At 69.2% G+C, this 16,985-nt stretch carries 17 protein-coding genes; 7 read left to right on the top strand and 10 right to left on the bottom strand.

Annotation, left to right across the window (positions count from 1 at the left end; genetic code table 11):
- Positions 1 to 7: 7 nt before the first annotated feature.
- Positions 8 to 1,597: a peptide chain release factor 3 gene (locus FV560_RS03395; RefSeq protein ID WP_159619240.1), complete on the bottom strand. Its 1,590-nt coding sequence runs from the start codon at positions 1,595 to 1,597 to the stop codon at positions 8 to 10.
- Positions 1,598 to 1,721: 124 nt separating this feature from the next.
- Here FV560_RS03395 and FV560_RS03390 point away from each other — a divergent pair, with 124 nt between their 5' ends.
- On the top strand, positions 1,722 to 2,060 hold the full coding sequence (locus tag FV560_RS03390) for a hypothetical protein (RefSeq protein ID WP_159619238.1): 339 nt from the start codon (positions 1,722 to 1,724) through the stop codon (positions 2,058 to 2,060).
- A 19-nt stretch (positions 2,061 to 2,079) separates the two neighbouring features.
- Here the strand turns inward: FV560_RS03390 and FV560_RS03385 are convergent, their stop codons facing one another.
- Positions 2,080 to 2,541, bottom strand: coding sequence for a hypothetical protein (locus FV560_RS03385; RefSeq protein ID WP_159619236.1), 462 nt, complete (start codon positions 2,539 to 2,541; stop codon positions 2,080 to 2,082).
- Positions 2,542 to 2,606: 65 nt separating this feature from the next.
- The gene (locus FV560_RS03380) at positions 2,607 to 3,122 is read right to left on the bottom strand and encodes a hypothetical protein (protein WP_159619234.1); all 516 of its coding nucleotides are present in this window, start codon (positions 3,120 to 3,122) and stop codon (positions 2,607 to 2,609) included.
- A gap of 203 nt (positions 3,123 to 3,325) precedes the next feature.
- On the opposite strand from FV560_RS03380, the gene FV560_RS03375 reads away from it, so the two are divergent.
- On the top strand, positions 3,326 to 5,890 hold the full coding sequence (locus FV560_RS03375; protein WP_159619232.1) for an Ig-like domain-containing protein: 2,565 nt from the start codon (positions 3,326 to 3,328) through the stop codon (positions 5,888 to 5,890).
- 12 nt (positions 5,891 to 5,902) lie between these two features.
- Here FV560_RS03375 and FV560_RS03370 read toward each other — a convergent pair whose 3' ends face one another.
- Positions 5,903 to 6,226 carry an AzlD domain-containing protein gene (locus tag FV560_RS03370; protein WP_159619230.1) on the bottom strand — a complete coding sequence of 108 codons (324 nt, stop codon included), beginning with the start codon at positions 6,224 to 6,226 and terminating at the stop codon, positions 5,903 to 5,905.
- Positions 6,219 to 6,932, bottom strand: a complete 714-nt coding sequence (locus FV560_RS03365; RefSeq protein ID WP_159619228.1) for an AzlC family ABC transporter permease — start codon at positions 6,930 to 6,932, stop codon at positions 6,219 to 6,221. Before FV560_RS03365 ends, FV560_RS03370 begins: the two co-directional genes overlap by 8 nt.
- 65 nt (positions 6,933 to 6,997) lie before the next feature.
- On the opposite strand from FV560_RS03365, the gene FV560_RS03360 reads away from it, so the two are divergent.
- Positions 6,998 to 7,552: a helix-turn-helix domain-containing protein gene (locus FV560_RS03360; RefSeq protein WP_159619226.1), complete on the top strand. Its 555-nt coding sequence runs from the start codon at positions 6,998 to 7,000 to the stop codon at positions 7,550 to 7,552.
- Between the two features lie 162 nt (positions 7,553 to 7,714).
- Here FV560_RS03360 and FV560_RS03355 read toward each other — a convergent pair whose 3' ends face one another.
- The gene (locus tag FV560_RS03355; protein WP_159619224.1) at positions 7,715 to 8,305 is read right to left on the bottom strand and encodes a helix-turn-helix domain-containing protein; all 591 of its coding nucleotides are present in this window, start codon (positions 8,303 to 8,305) and stop codon (positions 7,715 to 7,717) included.
- An 81-nt stretch (positions 8,306 to 8,386) separates the two neighbouring features.
- Between FV560_RS03355 and FV560_RS03350 the strand changes: the two genes are divergently transcribed.
- Positions 8,387 to 9,364 (top strand): NAD(P)/FAD-dependent oxidoreductase, encoded by a 978-nt coding sequence (locus tag FV560_RS03350; protein ID WP_159619222.1) that lies wholly within the window; start codon positions 8,387 to 8,389, stop codon positions 9,362 to 9,364.
- A 28-nt stretch (positions 9,365 to 9,392) separates the two neighbouring features.
- On the opposite strand, the gene FV560_RS03345 is transcribed toward FV560_RS03350, so the two are convergent.
- Complete coding sequence (locus FV560_RS03345) at positions 9,393 to 9,896, bottom strand: gluconokinase (RefSeq protein WP_159619220.1); 504 nt, start codon at positions 9,894 to 9,896, stop codon at positions 9,393 to 9,395.
- A 237-nt stretch (positions 9,897 to 10,133) separates the two neighbouring features.
- The gene (locus tag FV560_RS03340; protein ID WP_476748636.1) at positions 10,134 to 11,915 is read right to left on the bottom strand and encodes a gamma-glutamyltransferase family protein; all 1,782 of its coding nucleotides are present in this window, start codon (positions 11,913 to 11,915) and stop codon (positions 10,134 to 10,136) included.
- Between the two features lie 66 nt (positions 11,916 to 11,981).
- On the opposite strand from FV560_RS03340, the gene FV560_RS03335 reads away from it, so the two are divergent.
- Positions 11,982 to 13,166 carry an MFS transporter gene (locus tag FV560_RS03335; RefSeq protein ID WP_159619218.1) on the top strand — a complete coding sequence of 395 codons (1,185 nt, stop codon included), beginning with the start codon at positions 11,982 to 11,984 and terminating at the stop codon, positions 13,164 to 13,166.
- On the opposite strand, the gene FV560_RS03330 is transcribed toward FV560_RS03335, so the two are convergent.
- Both FV560_RS03330 and FV560_RS03325 read right to left on the bottom strand, forming a co-directional pair.
- Entirely contained in the window at positions 13,141 to 13,656 is a 516-nt protein-coding gene (locus tag FV560_RS03330) for a GNAT family N-acetyltransferase (protein WP_235019888.1), read from the bottom strand. The two genes, FV560_RS03335 and FV560_RS03330, sit on opposite strands and share 26 nt — an antisense overlap.
- Positions 13,653 to 13,982 carry an ArsR/SmtB family transcription factor gene (locus FV560_RS03325; protein ID WP_159619216.1) on the bottom strand — a complete coding sequence of 110 codons (330 nt, stop codon included), beginning with the start codon at positions 13,980 to 13,982 and terminating at the stop codon, positions 13,653 to 13,655. The genes FV560_RS03330 and FV560_RS03325 overlap by 4 nt, the downstream gene beginning before the upstream one ends.
- Positions 13,983 to 14,070: 88 nt before the next feature.
- On the opposite strand from FV560_RS03325, the gene FV560_RS03320 reads away from it, so the two are divergent.
- Positions 14,071 to 15,375 (top strand): NAD(P)-binding domain-containing protein, encoded by a 1,305-nt coding sequence (locus FV560_RS03320; protein ID WP_159619214.1) that lies wholly within the window; start codon positions 14,071 to 14,073, stop codon positions 15,373 to 15,375.
- Between the two features lie 196 nt (positions 15,376 to 15,571).
- Positions 15,572 to 16,903 (top strand): ABC transporter substrate-binding protein, encoded by a 1,332-nt coding sequence (locus tag FV560_RS03315; protein WP_159619212.1) that lies wholly within the window; start codon positions 15,572 to 15,574, stop codon positions 16,901 to 16,903.
- Positions 16,904 to 16,985 lie beyond the last annotated feature (82 nt).

The following is a 16,985-nucleotide window of genomic DNA, read 5'->3' as shown; positions in this document are numbered from 1 at the left end:
GCAGCGATCAGGTGGCGTCGGCGAGCAGGGGTGTGAGAGTGACGTCGGGGTGGGTACGGCCGATGGAGCGGGCGAGGTAGATGTCGCGCAACAGGGCCAGGCGGGTGCCGTCGTGGCGGCGGGCGATCTCCACCCCGTGCATCCCGGAGATCTCGGCAGCGCCGGCCTCGTCGGTCTTCCGGGCGAGGGAGTACGGCAGGGTGTCCAGGATCAGTCGAGCACCGAACTCGTGCTCCATGCGGTCGGCGGCAACCTCGAACTGCAGGGGCCCGACCGCGGCCAGGATCGGGTTGCCGTCCCCGCGAAGGTCGGAGATGAGGCGCTGCACCACACCCTCCTGGACGAGCTTGTCCATCCCGCGGCGGAACTTCTTCGAGGCGCTCGGGTCGGCCACGCGCGCCGAGGCGAAGTGCTCCGGTTCGAAGGCCGGCATCGGCGGGAACTCCACCGCCGGCCCCTCAGGGTCGTAGAGCGTGTCACCCACGGCGAGGTTGGCCGCGTTCACCAGCCCGACGACGTCCCCCGGGTACGCCCGATCGGTCACCTCCCGGTCACGGCCGAAGATCGAGAGGGCGTACTTGGTGGCGAACGCTCGCTTGGTGGGCTGGTGGGTGAGGATCATGCCACGTTCGAACACCCCGGAGCAGACCCGCACGTAGGCGACGTGGTCGCGGTGCTTGGGGTCCATTCCGGCCTGCATCTTGAACACGAAGCCCGAGAAGGCCTCCGCGACGGGCCGGTCGTCGCCGCTCTGCGTCGGGCGGTCCCCGGGAGCAGGTGCCCACCGGTCGATCGTCTCGAACAGCTGGCGTACGCCGATGTTGCTGAGCGCGGCGCCGAACAGGATCGGCATCACGGTGGCCTTGGGGGCGCTGGAGTCGAGCACGGGCAGGAGCCCGGATTCCTCACGGGCACGGGAATCATCCTCACCGAAGTGCTGGGCCGCAGCCTCGGGATCGAGGGTCTCGTCCTCCGCGAGCTGAGCGCCGCCGGGCGCCTTGCGATAGGCGTGCACGTCCCCGGTGGCTGCATCGAGCAGGCCGAACGCGGAGCCACCGATCCCCACGGGCCAGGTGACGAGCTGGGGTTCCCGGTCGAGACGTTCGGTGATCTCGTCGATCAGTTCCAGCGCCTCCCGCCCAGGGCGGTCCCACTTGTTGATGAACGCGATCACCGGCACGTTGCGGCGCTTGCACACCTCGAACAGCTTGAAGGTCTGCGGCTCCAGGCCCTTGGCGGAGTCGATCAGCATCACGGCGCAGTCGACCGCCGTGAGCACGCGGTAGGTGTCCTCGGAGAAGTCGGCGTGCCCGGGGGTGTCCAGCAGGTTGATCGTCAGGTCACCCCAGGCGAACTGCAGCGCCGCCGAGGTGATGGAGATCCCGCGCTTGCGCTCCATCTCCAACCAGTCCGAGACGACGCCGGACCGGTTGCCCTTGCCGTGCACGGCGCCCGCCTCACCGATCACCTGGGCGTGCAGGGCCAGCGCCTCGGTCAGCGTGGACTTACCTGCGTCCGGGTGGGATATGACGGCGATGGTGCGGCGGCGCTGGGCCTCCGCGGCGATGTCCTGTGACGACGATCCGTCGGCCTGCATAAGTGGCGACTCCCTCCACCGCCGACTCTAACGGCGCGGGAGGGTGAGGCCGAACTGGCGCTGGTGTGAGGTGGCACTCATCGTCGCTACACTCACGTAACGTCACAGTCGACGGGAGGGCCCGATGGCACGCCAGCTCAGCTGCCCCCGGTGCGGGGATGAAGACGCGATCCGGGGATCGCGCGAGGCCAGCAGGATCATGCTCACGTGCGATACGTGCCAGATCACGTGGGACAGGGAGTCGCCGGTGTGCGCGACCTGCGGCGGGTCTCGGCTGCTGCTGACCACCCGGCGAGTGGAGTCGATGGGTCGGGGCACGCAGACCTCGATCATCGCGACGGTGGAGGTGGAGATCTGCGAGACGTGCGACCACGAAGTGTTGCGGGCCTACACCGACCACGGGCAGCCACTGCCTGCGGGGTACGTCCCGTACGCCACTCGGCATCCGGAACGCCCAGATTGAGGCCAGGGACGCCGTCGGTTCATTCGGTCTCGGTGCCGGACCCTGCCTCGCCGGCGGGATCAGCGCAGTAGAACAGCTCGCCATCCTCGGCGGCGTGGTAGGCGTACTCCTCACCATCGTGGGTCAGGATGAGGCGGTAGCCCTCGACCAGCGCCTGCGTATAGGACTGACCGGGAGCGGGGCAGCCGATCGCCCCGTTGGGCCAGGTGACCTCCTCGAGTGGCTGAGGGAAGATCCGGTAGTAGGGCAGGCTCAGTCGCTCCGCGAGATCCTCGACGGCGGCCCGCTCCTGGTCGGATAGGTCGCCGTAGCGTTCGTCCCAGGACTGCTGCGGGTCGGTGTCGGCCGTCGCGCCGTCGGTGGTTGACTCTGCACTGGTCGAGTCGTCCGGCCCGAGCGTGTTGGCATCGGGATCCTCAGCGCTGGCACCACAACCGACCAGCAGCAGCGAGGCTGCGATGATGGCCGCGATTCGGCGCATGAGGCCACCTCCTGTCGACCTCATCATAGGTTTCGCCGACGGGTCCGGCAGGAGGTGTGACCGAGCTACAGCTCGATCACGGTGTAGCTGACCACGCCTTCGCTCGTGATGGAGCTCAGCGTGACCTGCCACTGATCATTGGCGAGCCCCACCATCTCCATATCCCCCGAGCTCATCGAGTACGACTCCTCGGACTCGCCGAAGCCCGCGTCCCGCAGCGACTGCTCGGCGCGCTCGAAGGCATCCTCACCCATTGCCTGGATTTGAACGGCCCAGCCCGACCCTTCCTGGGACTCCATGGCCGACGCGCTGAGAATCTCCCCCTCGATCAAGGGGACGTCTGCGGGGAAGCTGTCCGGCAGATCGCCCCCAACCGAGAACGACCCTTCGTCGCTCTCGACGACGAACCCACCGTCCTCGGAGTCGAGGTCCACGTCGACGTTCTCGCCCTCGGCCTCGGCGGCCTCCTCGACGACCCGCTCGACACCTCCCTCGATGAGGCCGCTACATCCGGTCACCGTGGCCATCGCGACCACGGCAACCAGGGTGGCCCACCGGGCAGTCTTTGCGTGACGAGTCATCGATCCGCTCCATTTCGCCTCCGGCGGCTCCGCGCGGGCCGCGGAGCCTTCCGACGCTTAAGAGTGGCCCAAGGAGACCCTGATACGTGACAAGGCCGCCAGGAGTTCGCCGCGGGCTCGGTTGTCCAATCGTTAAGCGGACGATATTCTCCAGATCAGGGCTGACGGGGTTCCGAGCCCGACCACAAAGGGAGAGGCCAGCCGTGCGGATCGCAGCGCGAGGACGTACCCGGACGCTTGCTGTCATCGCTGCGACCGCGGCGGTCATCACCGGCATGATTGGTCCGCAGGCCGCTGGTGCGAGTGCGCAGGATCCGCCGCCCTCACCAGATGAGACCGCGGTCACTCCACTCGACGCGGAGGTCCGGGTGTTCGACACCTGGGAGGAGGCGAATGCACTTCTCGGCCCGGACTGCATCGATGGGAGCATCGTTGTGCCTGGCGACGGCGGCGAGTACGACAACTCCATCGGACGTGCCCAGGTGCAGTGCGATCTCACCCTCGATCTGCGCGGATTCGGCTGGATACCCTCATTGCGCATGATCGTCGAACCCGGCAACCACTTCACCATCACCAACAGCGTGGGGCCGGGCTGCGACATGGACGTCATCACCGATCCCGAAGCCCATCCCGACCCCGACTGCACCTGGCTCGAGGCGTTTGAGGGTATCGCCGTGCCGTTGGGTGCGAAGCTGACGATCACCGGAGACATCGGTGTGTATGCCCGCGGGTTGGGGCGCGACGCAGCTCTCGGGGGCAGCACCCGCCATGCGAACACCCATGCCGGCGAGATCGAGGTCTCGGGCAATGCGACGGTCCGCGCCCGAGCCGGCGACGGTGCCGCGATCGGCGGCGGCTTCCACAGAGACATCGGCGGCGTCCAGGTGAGCGGGAACGGCGGCACGGTCGCCATCACCGATCACGCCTACGTCCTGGCCACCAGCAGCACCATGGTGGACTCCGCAGCAGTGGGCGGATCCAACGGGGGGATCGGCGGCAACCTCACGCTCGGCCCGGACGCCACGCTGATCGCTGCAGGTGGCGCCACAGCGATCGGCGGCACATGGGGCTCAGGGGACGGAGTCGCCGTCATCAACGGCACCCTCTACACCCGCACCCCGATCTTCGACGGCGACCTGATCTGGGACGACGGCGAGTTCACCGTCGGCCCGACCGGGCAGATCCTGGGGTCCGTGGAGGACCCGATCGGCGCCGGGCGGATCGCCGGCACCGGCACCATCGTCAACAACGGGGTGGTCGCGCTGACGAATGTGGATCCCCCGAGCATCATCACGAACCACAACTTTCAGGTGCAGTTCGTGCGACACCCGGGCACCACAGACGCCGAGGCGGACGAGGAACTGACCACCCGGGTGTATGCGCCGGACTTCGGTTCGGGCTACCGCGAGATTCCCGTGCCCGAACCCGGCGTGCTCTGGAAGACTGAGCCGAACGGCGGCGGGGAGGTTCTCGACGACTCGACGCAGCTCGCAAACTATGCGAACGACGACGGCGTGGTGCGGATCTACGAACACGTCATTGGCACGACAACCTCGCTCGCGGCATCCAGTCCGATCCGCGACTCCGGGCCCGTCGATGGCGAGCCAGTACGGCTGCTCGCAGTCACGACGAGGGACGAGCAGCTCGGGATCGATCCCCTCTCAGGCACCGTCACGTTCACCGCGGTGGATGAGGCCGGCGTTTCCCGCGAGCTCGGCACCACGGCGGTGGACATCGCGGGCGTCGCCACACTCGACACCTCGCTGCCAGTCGGTGACTACACGCTGACCGCGACGTTCGAGAGCGATGAAGCGCGGTATGCCACGTCGACTTCCGATGATCTCCACAGGACCGTGCAGAAGACACCGGTGCGCGTACTGCCCCAGCCCGAACCGCCCGACGGCGAGTGGGTGTACCCAGAGCCGGTGGAGATCTCAGCGAGGTTCTACGCCGAGATCGACCCCGCCGCGTGCGACAGCGATCCAGGCAGCGCGCTGTGCCCGGAGATCGAGACCGGCACCGCAACGCGCGACGGTGAGGCCGTCGAGATCGACGACGGCGTCGCCCAGTTCGTGGTCTCCGGCCTCGACGCCGGCGAGCACACCGACACCATCGAGTTCGTCGGCGATGACCACCGCCTCGGTGCATCGGGCACCGTGACCTACGAGGTGTCGCGGGCGAGCACCGTGATCGACGTCGACGCATCTGCGGACGCCGTCGCAGGAGAAGCACTTCCCGTAGCCGTCTCCGTGAGTGCCGAGTTCGACCCGACGACCCCGACGACCCTGACCACCCTGACGACGTCGAGCGCGTCCCCGAGCGGCACGGTCGAGTTGCGGGAAGGCGATGCGAGCGGGGATCTGCTCGCGAGTACGACGCTCGACGCCGAGGGTGTCGCACAGCTCGCACCAGTCTTCGACACCCCCGGCACGTACCACCTCGTGGTGGTCTACACCGGCGCCGACAACTTCTCGCCCGTGACCTCGCAGCCCTTCGTCGCGCACGTCACCCGCACGGACGCCGAGGAGCCGGATCCGGGCCCCGAGGAACCGGGCGTACCAGATCCCGATCCCGAGGAACCCGACGAATCAGGCGAACCAGGCGAACCAGGCGAACCAGGCGAACCAGGCGAACCAGGCAGTGATGCTCCGTCCGAACTCGGCCGGACCGGAAGCGACGTGCTCGCGTGGTTCATCGCGGCGCTCGTGATGATCGGCGCTGGCATCGCCGTCATCCTGAGTCAGCGCCCACGCCGGCAACCACGGTAGGAACCGGGGCGGTCACGCCACCCCCAGCGCACGCAACCCCGCCGCGCCGGCGGCGGCGGCCACCAGCACCACCGGCAGCGGCACTCCTCGCCACGCCAGCACACCGGCGAGCGCTACGCCGGCCGGGCGGGCACACCCGGCGATTCCTACGCCGTCCGTGAGGGCGGCGGTGGCCATGACCGAGGCGAGCACGAGGACGGCGCCATCCTCCATCAAGCTCTCGATCCGGGGCCGGGATTCGAGTAGCTCACCGGCCACACCACCGGTCGTACGGATGGCATAGGTCCCCACGGCCAGGCCAAGGCCGGCGAGCACCACGGTCAGCAGCTCAGGCATGACGCCACCTCCGCAGCAGCACCAGCGGGAGGGCTAGCAGCCCCAGGACGGGGGCGAGCCCGGCCGGGGCCCAGGCCACTGCCGTCACCGAGACGACCGCAGCCACCAGCACCGGCAGCCGCAACCGACTCTCATGCAGTGCGGGTAGGAGCAACGCCAGGATCACGGCAGGGAAGACGGCGTCCAGCCCCCACGCCTCCTGGTCGATGACCTGTCCGAGCAGACCCCCGGCCAGGGCACCGAGCGGCCAGCCGACCAGGACCGAAAGCCCGGCGATCGTGTACGCCCGGCGCGCGTGGTCCGGGTCGCGCTGGGCAAGTCCGTACGCCACCGACTCGTCATTCATCACGTGGGTGCGCACGAGCCGCTTCCATCCGTCGCCGAGGAAGCGGCGCACCGCCATGCCGTACGGCAGGTGCCGGGTGTTGACCAGCAGGGCCGCAACCATGGCCAGCCACGGGCTCGTGCCACCCGCGGCCAGTCCCACGAACAGCATCTCGGAGGCGCCAGCCAGCACCACGACGCCGAGGAGCGGAGCGAGCCAGACCGGCAGACCGCCGTCGACCGTGAGCGCGCCGTAGGCGATACCGATGAGGGCGACTGCCAGGCCCATGGAGAGCCCGCCGCGCACGAGCGGGTCCCGCAATGCCGATCCGGCCACATTCACCACCCCGAGCCTGTCGAGTGTTCGACGATCCGAACGCATGATCGTTATGATGAACCAGACAACAGACGTTCGGCAAGTCGAACACGGCGGAGGTCATAGCGAACATGGTCGAAGGACTCCCACGTGAGGTGATCGCGGCCAGCATCCACCGGGAACGCGTGCGATGCGGCTACAGCCTCACCGAGCTGGCGCGGCTGGCGAACGTCGCGAAGTCCACGCTCTCCCAGTTGGAAGCAGGTGCCGGCAACCCGAGCCTGGAGACCATGTGGGCACTCGCGACCGCCTTGGGCGTGCCGCTGTCTCAGCTCATCGCACCGCCGCGGGCGTCGGTGGACGTCATCCGCGCCGGCTCGGGGCCCTCGGTGCAGGCCACCGACGCCGATTACCTCGCCACGCTACTGGCGGCCTGCCCGCCGGGGGCGCGCCGCGACCTGTTCCGCATCGCCGCCGAGCCTGGGCAGCCACATCTGGCGGCGCCCCACGCCGCGGGCACGGTCGAGCACGTGTATATCGCGGCCGGCCGAGTCCGGCTGGGACCGGTCGGCGCCGAGGAGACTCTGGAGGCGGGCGACTTCATCACCTACACCGGCACTGAGCCGCACACCTTCGAAGCTCTCGACAGCCCGGCTCATGCACTGCTGGTGAGCGAGCAGCGCTGAGTGAGCGCCGACGCACCGACCACAACCTCACCGGGGGTGACCCTGTTGCCGGTCTGGACCAGATCACCGACCACAACCTCACCGGGGGTGACCCTGTTGCCGATCTCGATGGAATAATCGACGGCAACCTCACCGGGAGTGTGCGCGCAGCCCCGGCGTGGACTACCCCTCGGAACGCTTGCGCGGCGCAGCCCGCAGGTGCGCCCGCTCCCCCTGGGTGCCGAACAGGCTGAGGAACTCCACGGCTTCACCGTCGGCCGAGCCGAACCAGTGCGGTACGCGGGTGTCGAACTCGGCCGCCTCCCCTGGCTTCATCACCAGGTCGTGCTCGCCCAGCATCACCCGCAACCGCCCGTTGAGCACGTACATCCACTCGTAGCCCTCATGGGTCTTCGGCTCCGGCTGGGTGATCGGCCCGGCCGGGATCACCAGCTTGTAGGCCTGGATACCGCCAGGGCGGCGGGTCAGCGGCAGCATCGTCATCCCGTGCGCCTTCACCGGCTTGAGGTGAATCCGCGGATCACCCGTGGGCGGTGCGTCGACCAGCTCGTCCAGCGAGACGCCGTAGGCCCGTGCCAAGGGCAGCAACAGTTCCAGGGTGGGCTTGCGCGAGCCCGACTCCAACCGGGAGAGCGTGCTCACCGAGATGTCGGTCGTTCGCGCCAGCTCGGTGAGGGTGATGTCACGTTCGGTGCGCAGGGCCCGCAACCGCGGTCCGATGCCCTCCAGCGCTTGCTCCAGTTCGTCGTCCATACATCCGATTTTGCCATACCGGCAATGATCCTTGCCGGTATGGCTCGTGGTACGCATTCTGAGTCGCAGGAGGTGGTCCCCATGACCCAGTTGAAGGATTCCTACGATGTCGTCGTCATCGGTGGCGGCGCGGCCGGGCTGAACGGTGCCCTGATGTTGGCCCGCTCCCGCCGGAGCGTGGCCGTGATCGACGCCGGCCAGCCCCGCAACGCACCGGCCGACGCCGTGCACGGGCTGTTCGCCCGCGAAGGCACTCCCCCGGCCGAGCTGATAGCCCGGGGTCAGGAGGAGGTGCGTAGCTACGGAGGCGAGGTGTTCTCCGGGGAGGTGAGCGACGTCGTCGGGAGTGTGGACGACTTCGAGGTGCGCCTGGCCGACGGACGCACCACCCGGGCGCGCCGCATCCTCGTCACCGCCGGGGTGGTGGACGAACTGCCACCCGTGCCCGGACTGGCCGAGCAGTGGGGCCACGGCGTCGTGCACTGCCCGTACTGCCACGGCTGGGAGGTCCGCGACCGAGCAATCGGGGTGCTGGCCACCGGCCCGATGACCGTGCACCAGGCCCTGTTGTTCCGCCAGCTCTCCGACGACGTCACGGTCTTCTCCCACGAAGCCACCCTGGCGCCCGAGGAGCGGGAGAAGCTGGCGGCCGTCGGCATCAGCATCGTCGAGGGCCAGGTGACGGCGGTCGAACAGTCCGAGGGGACGATCACCGGCGTACGCCTCGCCGACGGCACCCTCGTGGCCCGGGAGGCGATCGTCGTCGCCACCCGGATGGTGGCCCGAGCGGGCTTCCTCAGCAGCCTCGGCCTCACCCCGACCGAGCACCCGAGTGGGATGGGCGTGCACATCCCGGTGGAGGCGATGACAGGGAAGACGGACGTTCCGGGCGTCTGGGCGGCCGGGAATGTCACCGATATGGCCGCCCAAGTCGGGCCGGCTGCCGCGGCGGGCGCGCAGGCGGGTGCCGTGATCAACGCGGACCTCGCGATGAGCGACGCTGCTGCGGCGGTGGCCACCGATCGGGACTCACTCTCCCCGGCATCGGTGGCCGGGTAGCGCGGGTGGCCGCTGGGAACCGCGGGCTCTAGTCGACCGCCGCGATCGCCTCTGCGATCACCACGTTCGGCGGCGCTGTGGCATCCACAACCTGGCCGGGCTCGTCGTCGCGGAGTTCTTCGAGCGTGTCGAACTGAGAGGTCAGCAGCGCTGGGGGCATGAAGTGATCTCGGGCTTGCATGCGGGTATGGATGGTGTCGTAGTCGGCCACCGGGTGCACGAAGAAGAGGCCGGGCGACCCGGCCCGCAGCCGGTCCCGGTAGGCGTGGCGCAGAGCCGAGCAGGCCAGTACGGTGCGCTCGCCAGACGCATCCCGGCGGGCGATCTCGGCAGCGAGGATGTCCAGCCAGGGCCACCGATCCTCGTCGGAGAGCGGGGTACCGGCGCTCATCTTGGCCACGTTGGCCTCCGGGTGGAACTCGTCGCCCTCCAGGAAGACCGCGCCCAGATGGTCCGCGAGCGCAGCACCGATCGTGCTCTTGCCATTGCCGGAGACGCCCATCACCACGATGTGCCGGGGGGTGTGTGTCATCCCCCCATTCTCGCGTGGACATGAGGGAGGTATCGAATCGGTGCACCCAGTTGCCTCGGAATCAATCGTCGATTTGGCGACTCACCCCCACCTCATCAGGAATCGATCGTCGATCTGGCGGTTGCACCGCCGCCAGATCGACGTGCGATTCCGGTGAGGGGCGTGGCGGAGCAACCAGATCGACGATTGATTCCGGTGAGGGGCGTTCCCCTGCCGCCAATTCGACGATCGATTTCGTCAGCGGCCGACGGCGTAGCCCTGCATCCCGCGCGGGTTCGCCGCCGCGTGGAGCATCCCGTCCGTCCCGGTGCCGGCGGCACTGAGCCTGCCCAGGGACCACTCCCCAGCCACGTCCACCTCATGCCCGCGACGACGCAGCTCGGCCACCACCTCGGCACCGACACGCCCCTCGATCCGCATCCCGCGCGGCTGCGCCACCCGCGGCGCGAACGAGCTGGGCCAGTGCGTAGAGTGCCAGGACGGCGCATCGATCGCCTCCTGCAGGCCCATGCCGAGCACCAGGTGGTTGATCAGGAACGGCACGGTCCACTGGTCCTGCTGGTCGCCGCCCGGCGTTCCGAAGCCCAGCACCCTGCCCTCACCCAGGAGCATCCCCGGGCTCAGGGTGGTACGCGGCCGCGCTCCCGGCACCAACGACGACGGCAAACCCTGTTCGAGCCAGAACATCTGCGCCCGGGTACCGAGCGCGAACCCGAGCCCAGGAATCGTCGGCGAGGACTGCAACCACCCACCCGACGGCGTCGCGGCCACCACATTCCCCCACCGGTCGGCCACGTCCAGGTGACAGGTGTCGCCACGGGCGACGGTCGGCTCCCCCTGTCCAGGGGTAGCCAACCCGTCCGGCCAGGCTCCGCCGTCGGACATCGCAGCCAAGACCCGTGCCGGCAGGCGCGGCGCCCGGCCACCCGGACTGCCGGGACGCAACTCGCCACTGGCGCTGGTGCCCACGAGCTGTGCCCGCTCGGCGGCATAATCCGGGCTGAGCAGGTCCTCGATCGGGACGTCCCCGTGCTCGGGATCCCCGTACCAGGCCTCCCGGTCGGCGAAGGCGAGCTTGGCCACTTCGGTGACGGTGTGCACGAGGTCTGCGGTCGGCATCTCCGTCAGGTCGAAGGTCTCCAGCATGGCCAGTTGCTGCAGCAGCACCGGCCCCTGCCCCCACGGCTGCGTCTTGGCCACCTGCACCCCGGCGAAGTCGACCGTGAGCGGCTCTTCCTCGCGCGCCCGCCAGGCGTCCAGGTCGGCGCCGGTGAGGAAGCCGCGGTGGGCGCCGTCACCCACACCATCAAACTGCTCGGTCGCGGCGAACGCGTCGATCTGCTCGGCCACGAACCCGGAGTAGAAGGCCCGGCGCGCACCCTCGATCTGCTGCTCGCGACCCGGCCCGGTGGCCTCCCCCTCCGCGACGAGCCGCTCCAGCGTGTCGGCGAGGACGGGATTGCGGAACCGTTCACCCGCGGCCGGTGGCCTGCCACCGGCCAGGTAGATATCGGCGGAGGTGGACCAGTGGTCGCCGAACACCTGCTCGAGTCCGGCGACTGCGGCGGCGGCCTGCGCGAGGAAGGGGTACCCCTCGCGGGCGTATCCGATCGCGTACCCGGCCACCTCGCGCAGCCTCATCGTGCCATAGCGCTCCAGCATCAACATCCAGGCACCGAAGCTTCCGGGCACGGTGGCCGCGAGCAATCCGGTGCCCGGGATCTCCTCGATGCCGTGCGCTGCGTAGGCTTCAGGGGTAGCCGACGACGGCGCCACGCCCTGGCCGCAGACGGTGAACGTCCTGCCCGTGCTCGCCTCGTGGCAGAGCACCGGCATATCGCCGCCGAGGCCGTTCAGGTGCGGTTCGACCACATGCAGCACCAGACCCGAGGCGACCGCGGCATCGAAGGCGTTCCCACCGGCCTCCAGGACCGCCATCCCGCTCGCCGAGGCGAGCCAGTGGGTGGAGGCGACCATGCCGTGGGTGCCGACGAGCTCGGGGCGGGATGTGAAGGTCACCCAGCCAGCGTATGCCGCGTCGGCGGCAAAGGTGACGGGTGGTCCCCGATGCGATAGGCAGGGAGGGTGTACACCGCGCCCGACCGCCTCTTCCACCGTGACATGGTGCTGCTGCTGGTCGCCACTGTCGGCGCGCTCGCGAACTATGCCCTGCTGCTCCCGGTGGCGCCGCTGTGGGCGGCTGAGGGCGGAGCGAGCGAGGCGCTGGTCGGCACGATCACCGGCGCGATGATGGCGACCACGGTGCTCACCCAGCTCTCGATGGGGTGGATCTTCCGGATCGCCACGCTGCGGCAGATGATCGTGGTGGGATCACTGTTGCTCGGCGTCGCCACACCTGCCTACCTCGCCTCGACGGCCGTGGTCCCGCTGGTGCTGATCTCCGGTGTGCGCGGAGTGGGGTTCGCCCTCGTGGTAGTGGCCGGGGCGGCCCTGGCCGCCGAGCTCGCACCGGCAGGCAAGCTCGCGACGGCGACCGGTGTGTATGGCGTCGCGGCCGGGCTGCCGAACGTGGTCGCCCTGCCTGCCGGTGTGTGGCTAGCGCAGACGTGGGGCTTCGCGCCGATGTTCATCACTGCCAGCGTGCTGGCGGTGCTCGCGGTCCCACTGGCGTTCGCGATCTCCGGTGGCCGATCGCATGCCGAGTCCGGGAGTGGCAGCGGGCACCTGCCGATGCGCACGTGGGCGAAGTTCCTGGCCCCGACCGCGGTGTTCGCGGCCACAGCCGTCGCGCTCGGTGGCGCGATGACCTTCGTGCCGATCGCAGTACCGGACCCGGGTACGGCCACCGTTTCGCTGTTCGCGCTGTCGGCGCTGATGGTGCTCGGGCGGCTGCTGGCCGGTCGGATCGGGGATCGGGTACGTGCCGGCCGGTTGCTCCTGCCGGCCGCGGTGATCAGCGCCATCGGGATGCTGGGGGTGGCGCTGACCACCGGGGCAGAGGCCGGTGCGCTGACGGTCATGGCCGCCGCCGTGTTCGGGTTCGGTTTCGGGGCGGTGCAGAACGACTCGCTGGTCACGGTGATGACCCGGGCCGGGCGAAACGGCCTGGGGACGGCGAGCACGGTGTGGAACATCGCCTACGACGGTGGTGTCGGCATCGGTGCTGTGCTGCTCGGCGTGGTGGTGGCTGCGTCGAATTACACGTGGGGTTTCGCAGTTCTGGCCATCGCCATCGCGGCTTTCGCGCCGGTGGCGTTCCGGCTGGGCCGCCCTTCAGGCCGGGCTACGCCGGGGAGCGGCGCTCGATGAGGATCGTGTCACGCCAGGTGCCGGCGAGCGGTCCGTGGGACATGTGGGCGATACGTTCCCGTCTACCAACCACGCGGAATCCGAGCGCGGCGTGCAACCGCAGGCTGGAGGCGTTCTCCGGGAACAACGAGGCCTGCACCGTCCAGACACCGCACGCGTCTGCCCGGTCGAGCAGGGCGCGCAGCAGCAGTCCGCCCACTCCCTGCCCACGGGTGCTGGTGGCGACGTAGACGGAGTGCTCCACCACACCACGATAGACCGGACGGCTCGATGTCGGGGAGGCGGCGACCCAGCCCACGACGACGCCGCGTGCGTCCGCGGCGACCAGCCGCAACTCCGGATGCCGGACGGCGTCGAACTCTGCCCACGACGGCGGCTCCACATCGAAAGTGGCCTGACCGGAGGCGATGCCCTCACGGTAGATCGCCTCGACTGCGGGCCAGTCGCCTGGGACCATCGGCCGCACGGTGATGCCGGTGAGCTGGCTCATGAGTCGATGAGCGTCCGAGTCGCGTCCTCCAGCACCTCCGTGGTGGGCCGGTAGTAGGCCCACCGGCCACGCTGCTCGCGATGCACGAGACCGGCGTCGACGAGCACCTTCATGTGGTGGGAGACCGTCGGCTGGGACAGTCCGACGGGTTCGGTCAGGTCGCACACGCACAGCTCGCCCGCATCGCTGGCAGCGATCAGCGAGAGCAGCTTCACCCGGGTGGGGTCGCCGAGTGCCTTGAACACGGTGGCGATTCGTTCCGCGTCGCGTCCAGCCAGGGCTGGGCCGACCTCGGTGCAGCACACGATGGTCCCGGTGGCGGTCATACCGATCATTCTGCCCGTCATATTGACATGTGTCGATCTGAAGTGGATGCTCGACTCATCGAAGAACGTCGATGAATGGAGCACAGTGATGGACCCCGTCGTCATCATCGGAGCCGGCCCGCAGGGCCTGGCCGCCGCGGCCCACCTCATGGAGCGAGGCGTGGAACCGCTGGTGCTGGAAGCCGGGCCCGGGCCAGCTGCAGCGGTGCAGGAGTGGGGTCATGTGCGGTTGTTCTCGCCCTGGCCGGAGCTGATCGACGGTGCCAGCCGGCGGCTGCTCGAGCGTGCCGGCTGGAGCGCACCGGAGCAGGGTTATCCCACCGGCGCCCGGTGGGTCTCGGAGTACCTGGAGCCGCTGGCCGCCGCGCTCGGTGACCGCATCCGCTGCTCCGCCCGCGTAGTCGGCGTCGGACGCAAGGGCCGCGACCTCTCGGTCGACTCCGGGCGGGAGGCCCAGCCGTTCACCGTGCACGTCGAAACCCACCATGGCGAAGAGCGCATCGAGGCGCGCGCAGTGATCGACGCTTCCGGAACGTGGTCGACCCCGAACCCCGCCGGCGCCGACGGACTGCCGGCGGCGGGTGAGCGCGCTGCCGCCACCACCGGAATGCTCACCTACCGCATTCCGGACATGGACTCCCGCTGCTCCGGCCGGCACACCGTCGTCATCGGCAACGGTCACTCCGCCGCGACAGCGATCGCGAACCTGGCCCGGATCGCCCGGCGAGACCCCACCACACGGATCACCTGGGTGCTGCGCCGAGGCCAGGTGGGAGACACCTTCGGCGGCGGCCAGGCAGACGAACTACCCGAACGTGGCGCCCTGGGACAGCGGGCGAAGCGGGCGGTCGAGTCCGGTCTGGTGCAACTCGCCACCGGGTTCCGCACCGAGCGGATCGACATGGTCGGCGGTTCGGTGATCGTCAGCGCCGAGGACGGCCGCCAACTGGATCCCGCCGACCATGTGGTCGTGCTCACCGGGTTCCGCCCCGATCACACGTTTTTGTCCGAGGTACGCCTCGAGCTCGATGTCCGGTTGCAGGCTCCGCCGCGCGTGGCCACCGAGGTGGACCCGAACATCCACTCCTGCGGGTCCGTGGCCGCGACCGGCGCGGCCGACCTGGCTCACCCGGAACCGGGGTTCTACATCGTCGGCGCGAAGTCCTACGGCCGAGCCCCCACATTCCTCGCCCTCACCGGGTTCGAGCAGGTGCGCAGTGTGGTCGCCCAGCTGGCGGGCGACGAGGAGGCGGCACAACGGGTGGAGCTGGAGCTACCCGATACGGGAGTCTGTGGCGGCGCGGGCCTGTTCGACGAGGCCGAGCAGGGCGGCGGTTGCTGCACTCCCGCCCCGCAGCAGATCACGCTGGAACCGGATCCCGCGGGTCGCTGACCGGCTCCCGCCTCAAGCCCACCGCTGAGATCTGCGACATCGCACGTGCACGATGTCGCAGATCTCGGCGTTTGCGGAAGGTCACGATTCGATCGCATGGACGCGCGAGGGCATACACGCGGCCCATCCACGGTTACCGTTCCCACAGATCGCCGCGGTTCGGTGCCGGGCGGTATCGAGGAAGGATGACGAATCGATGAGGACCCTCACACGGACCCGGGCCGGGATCGGCGTCGCGACGCTCGGCGTCGCCGCACTCACGCTGGCGGCCTGCTCACCCGGTAGTTCAGGAGAACCCGACGGCGAGGGCTCGGAAGGCGCGACGACGGTCACCTTCCGCTTGTGGGACGAAGCCGCGGCCACTGCGTATGAGGAGTCTTTCGACGCTTTCACGGCCGAGAACCCGGAGATCGCGGTCGATGTCGAGACCGTCCCGTGGGCCAACTACTGGGACCGGCTCCCCCAGGACATCGGCTCAGGCACGATGGCTGACATCTTCTGGACGAACACCTCGAACTTCGGCATCTATGCCGACAACGGCAACCTCATCAACGTCAGCGAGGAGTTGGGCGAGAACGATGGCCTGGTGAGCTCCGCCGTCGAGCTCTACACCCGGGACGGTGCGGTCTGGGGCGTTCCCCAGCTGACCGATTCGATTGCGCTGTTCTACAACGCCGACCTGCTCGACGAGGCCGGCATCGACCCGGCCACGCTGCGCTGGGACCCCAGCGGTGAGAACGACACGTTCCTGCCCGCAGCCCTGGACCTGACGGTCGACTCCAGCGGCGTGACCGCCGCCGACGACGGCTTCGACCCGGACAGCATCGAGCAGTACGCCTTCAACGCCCAGAACGATCTGCAGGCGATCTACATCGACTTCCTCGGCTCCAACGGCGCGCAGTACCAGGACGGCGACCAGTACGCCTTCAACAGCCCTGCCGGCGTCGAGTCGTTCGAGTACCTGGTGGACCTGATCAACACCCACCACGTCTCCCCGTCGGCGGCGGAGACGAACCAGAACGGCGATCTCGCCCGCGATCTGTTCGTCCAGGGGCGGATGGCACTGTTCCAGTCAGGGCAGTACTCGTTGCCGCACATGGCCGATGCCGAGTTCGAGTGGGGGCTGGCACCGATGCTGGAGGGTCCGGAGGGCCGGGTCAGCGTGGTGCACAGCGTCGCCGCGGTCGGCAACGCTGACAGCGAGAACATGGACGCCACCCTGGAGGTACTGCGCTGGCTCGGCACCCCTGAAGGTCAGGAACCGCTCGGTGCCAATGGCGCAGCGTTCCCGGCCTCGACCGACGCGCAGGAGTCCTTCATCAGCTACTGGGAAGAGCAGGGCGTGGACACCTCGGAGTTCATCGCCGCCGCTGAAGGTCAGACGATCGCCGCTCCGCTGGGCCCGCGGGCCAACGCCGGAGCGAACGCGATCGCGCCGTACTTCGAGGAGATGTTCGCCGGACGGCTGCCGGTGGAGGAGGCCCTGCAGCAGGCGCAGGATGCTGCGAACGAGGCCATCGCCGAGTAACGGCGAGACGAACGCAGCGCGACGCCCCCGCAGCCAGACTGCGGGGGCGTCGCGCTCGTTGTTGTGGTCGGTCCGTGCTTGG

The organism is Ruania rhizosphaerae, from assembly GCF_009805705.1.
Classification (GTDB): Bacteria; Actinomycetota; Actinomycetes; order Actinomycetales; family Beutenbergiaceae; genus Ruania; species Ruania rhizosphaerae.
This window is presented reverse-complemented; position numbering and strand designations above follow the sequence as displayed.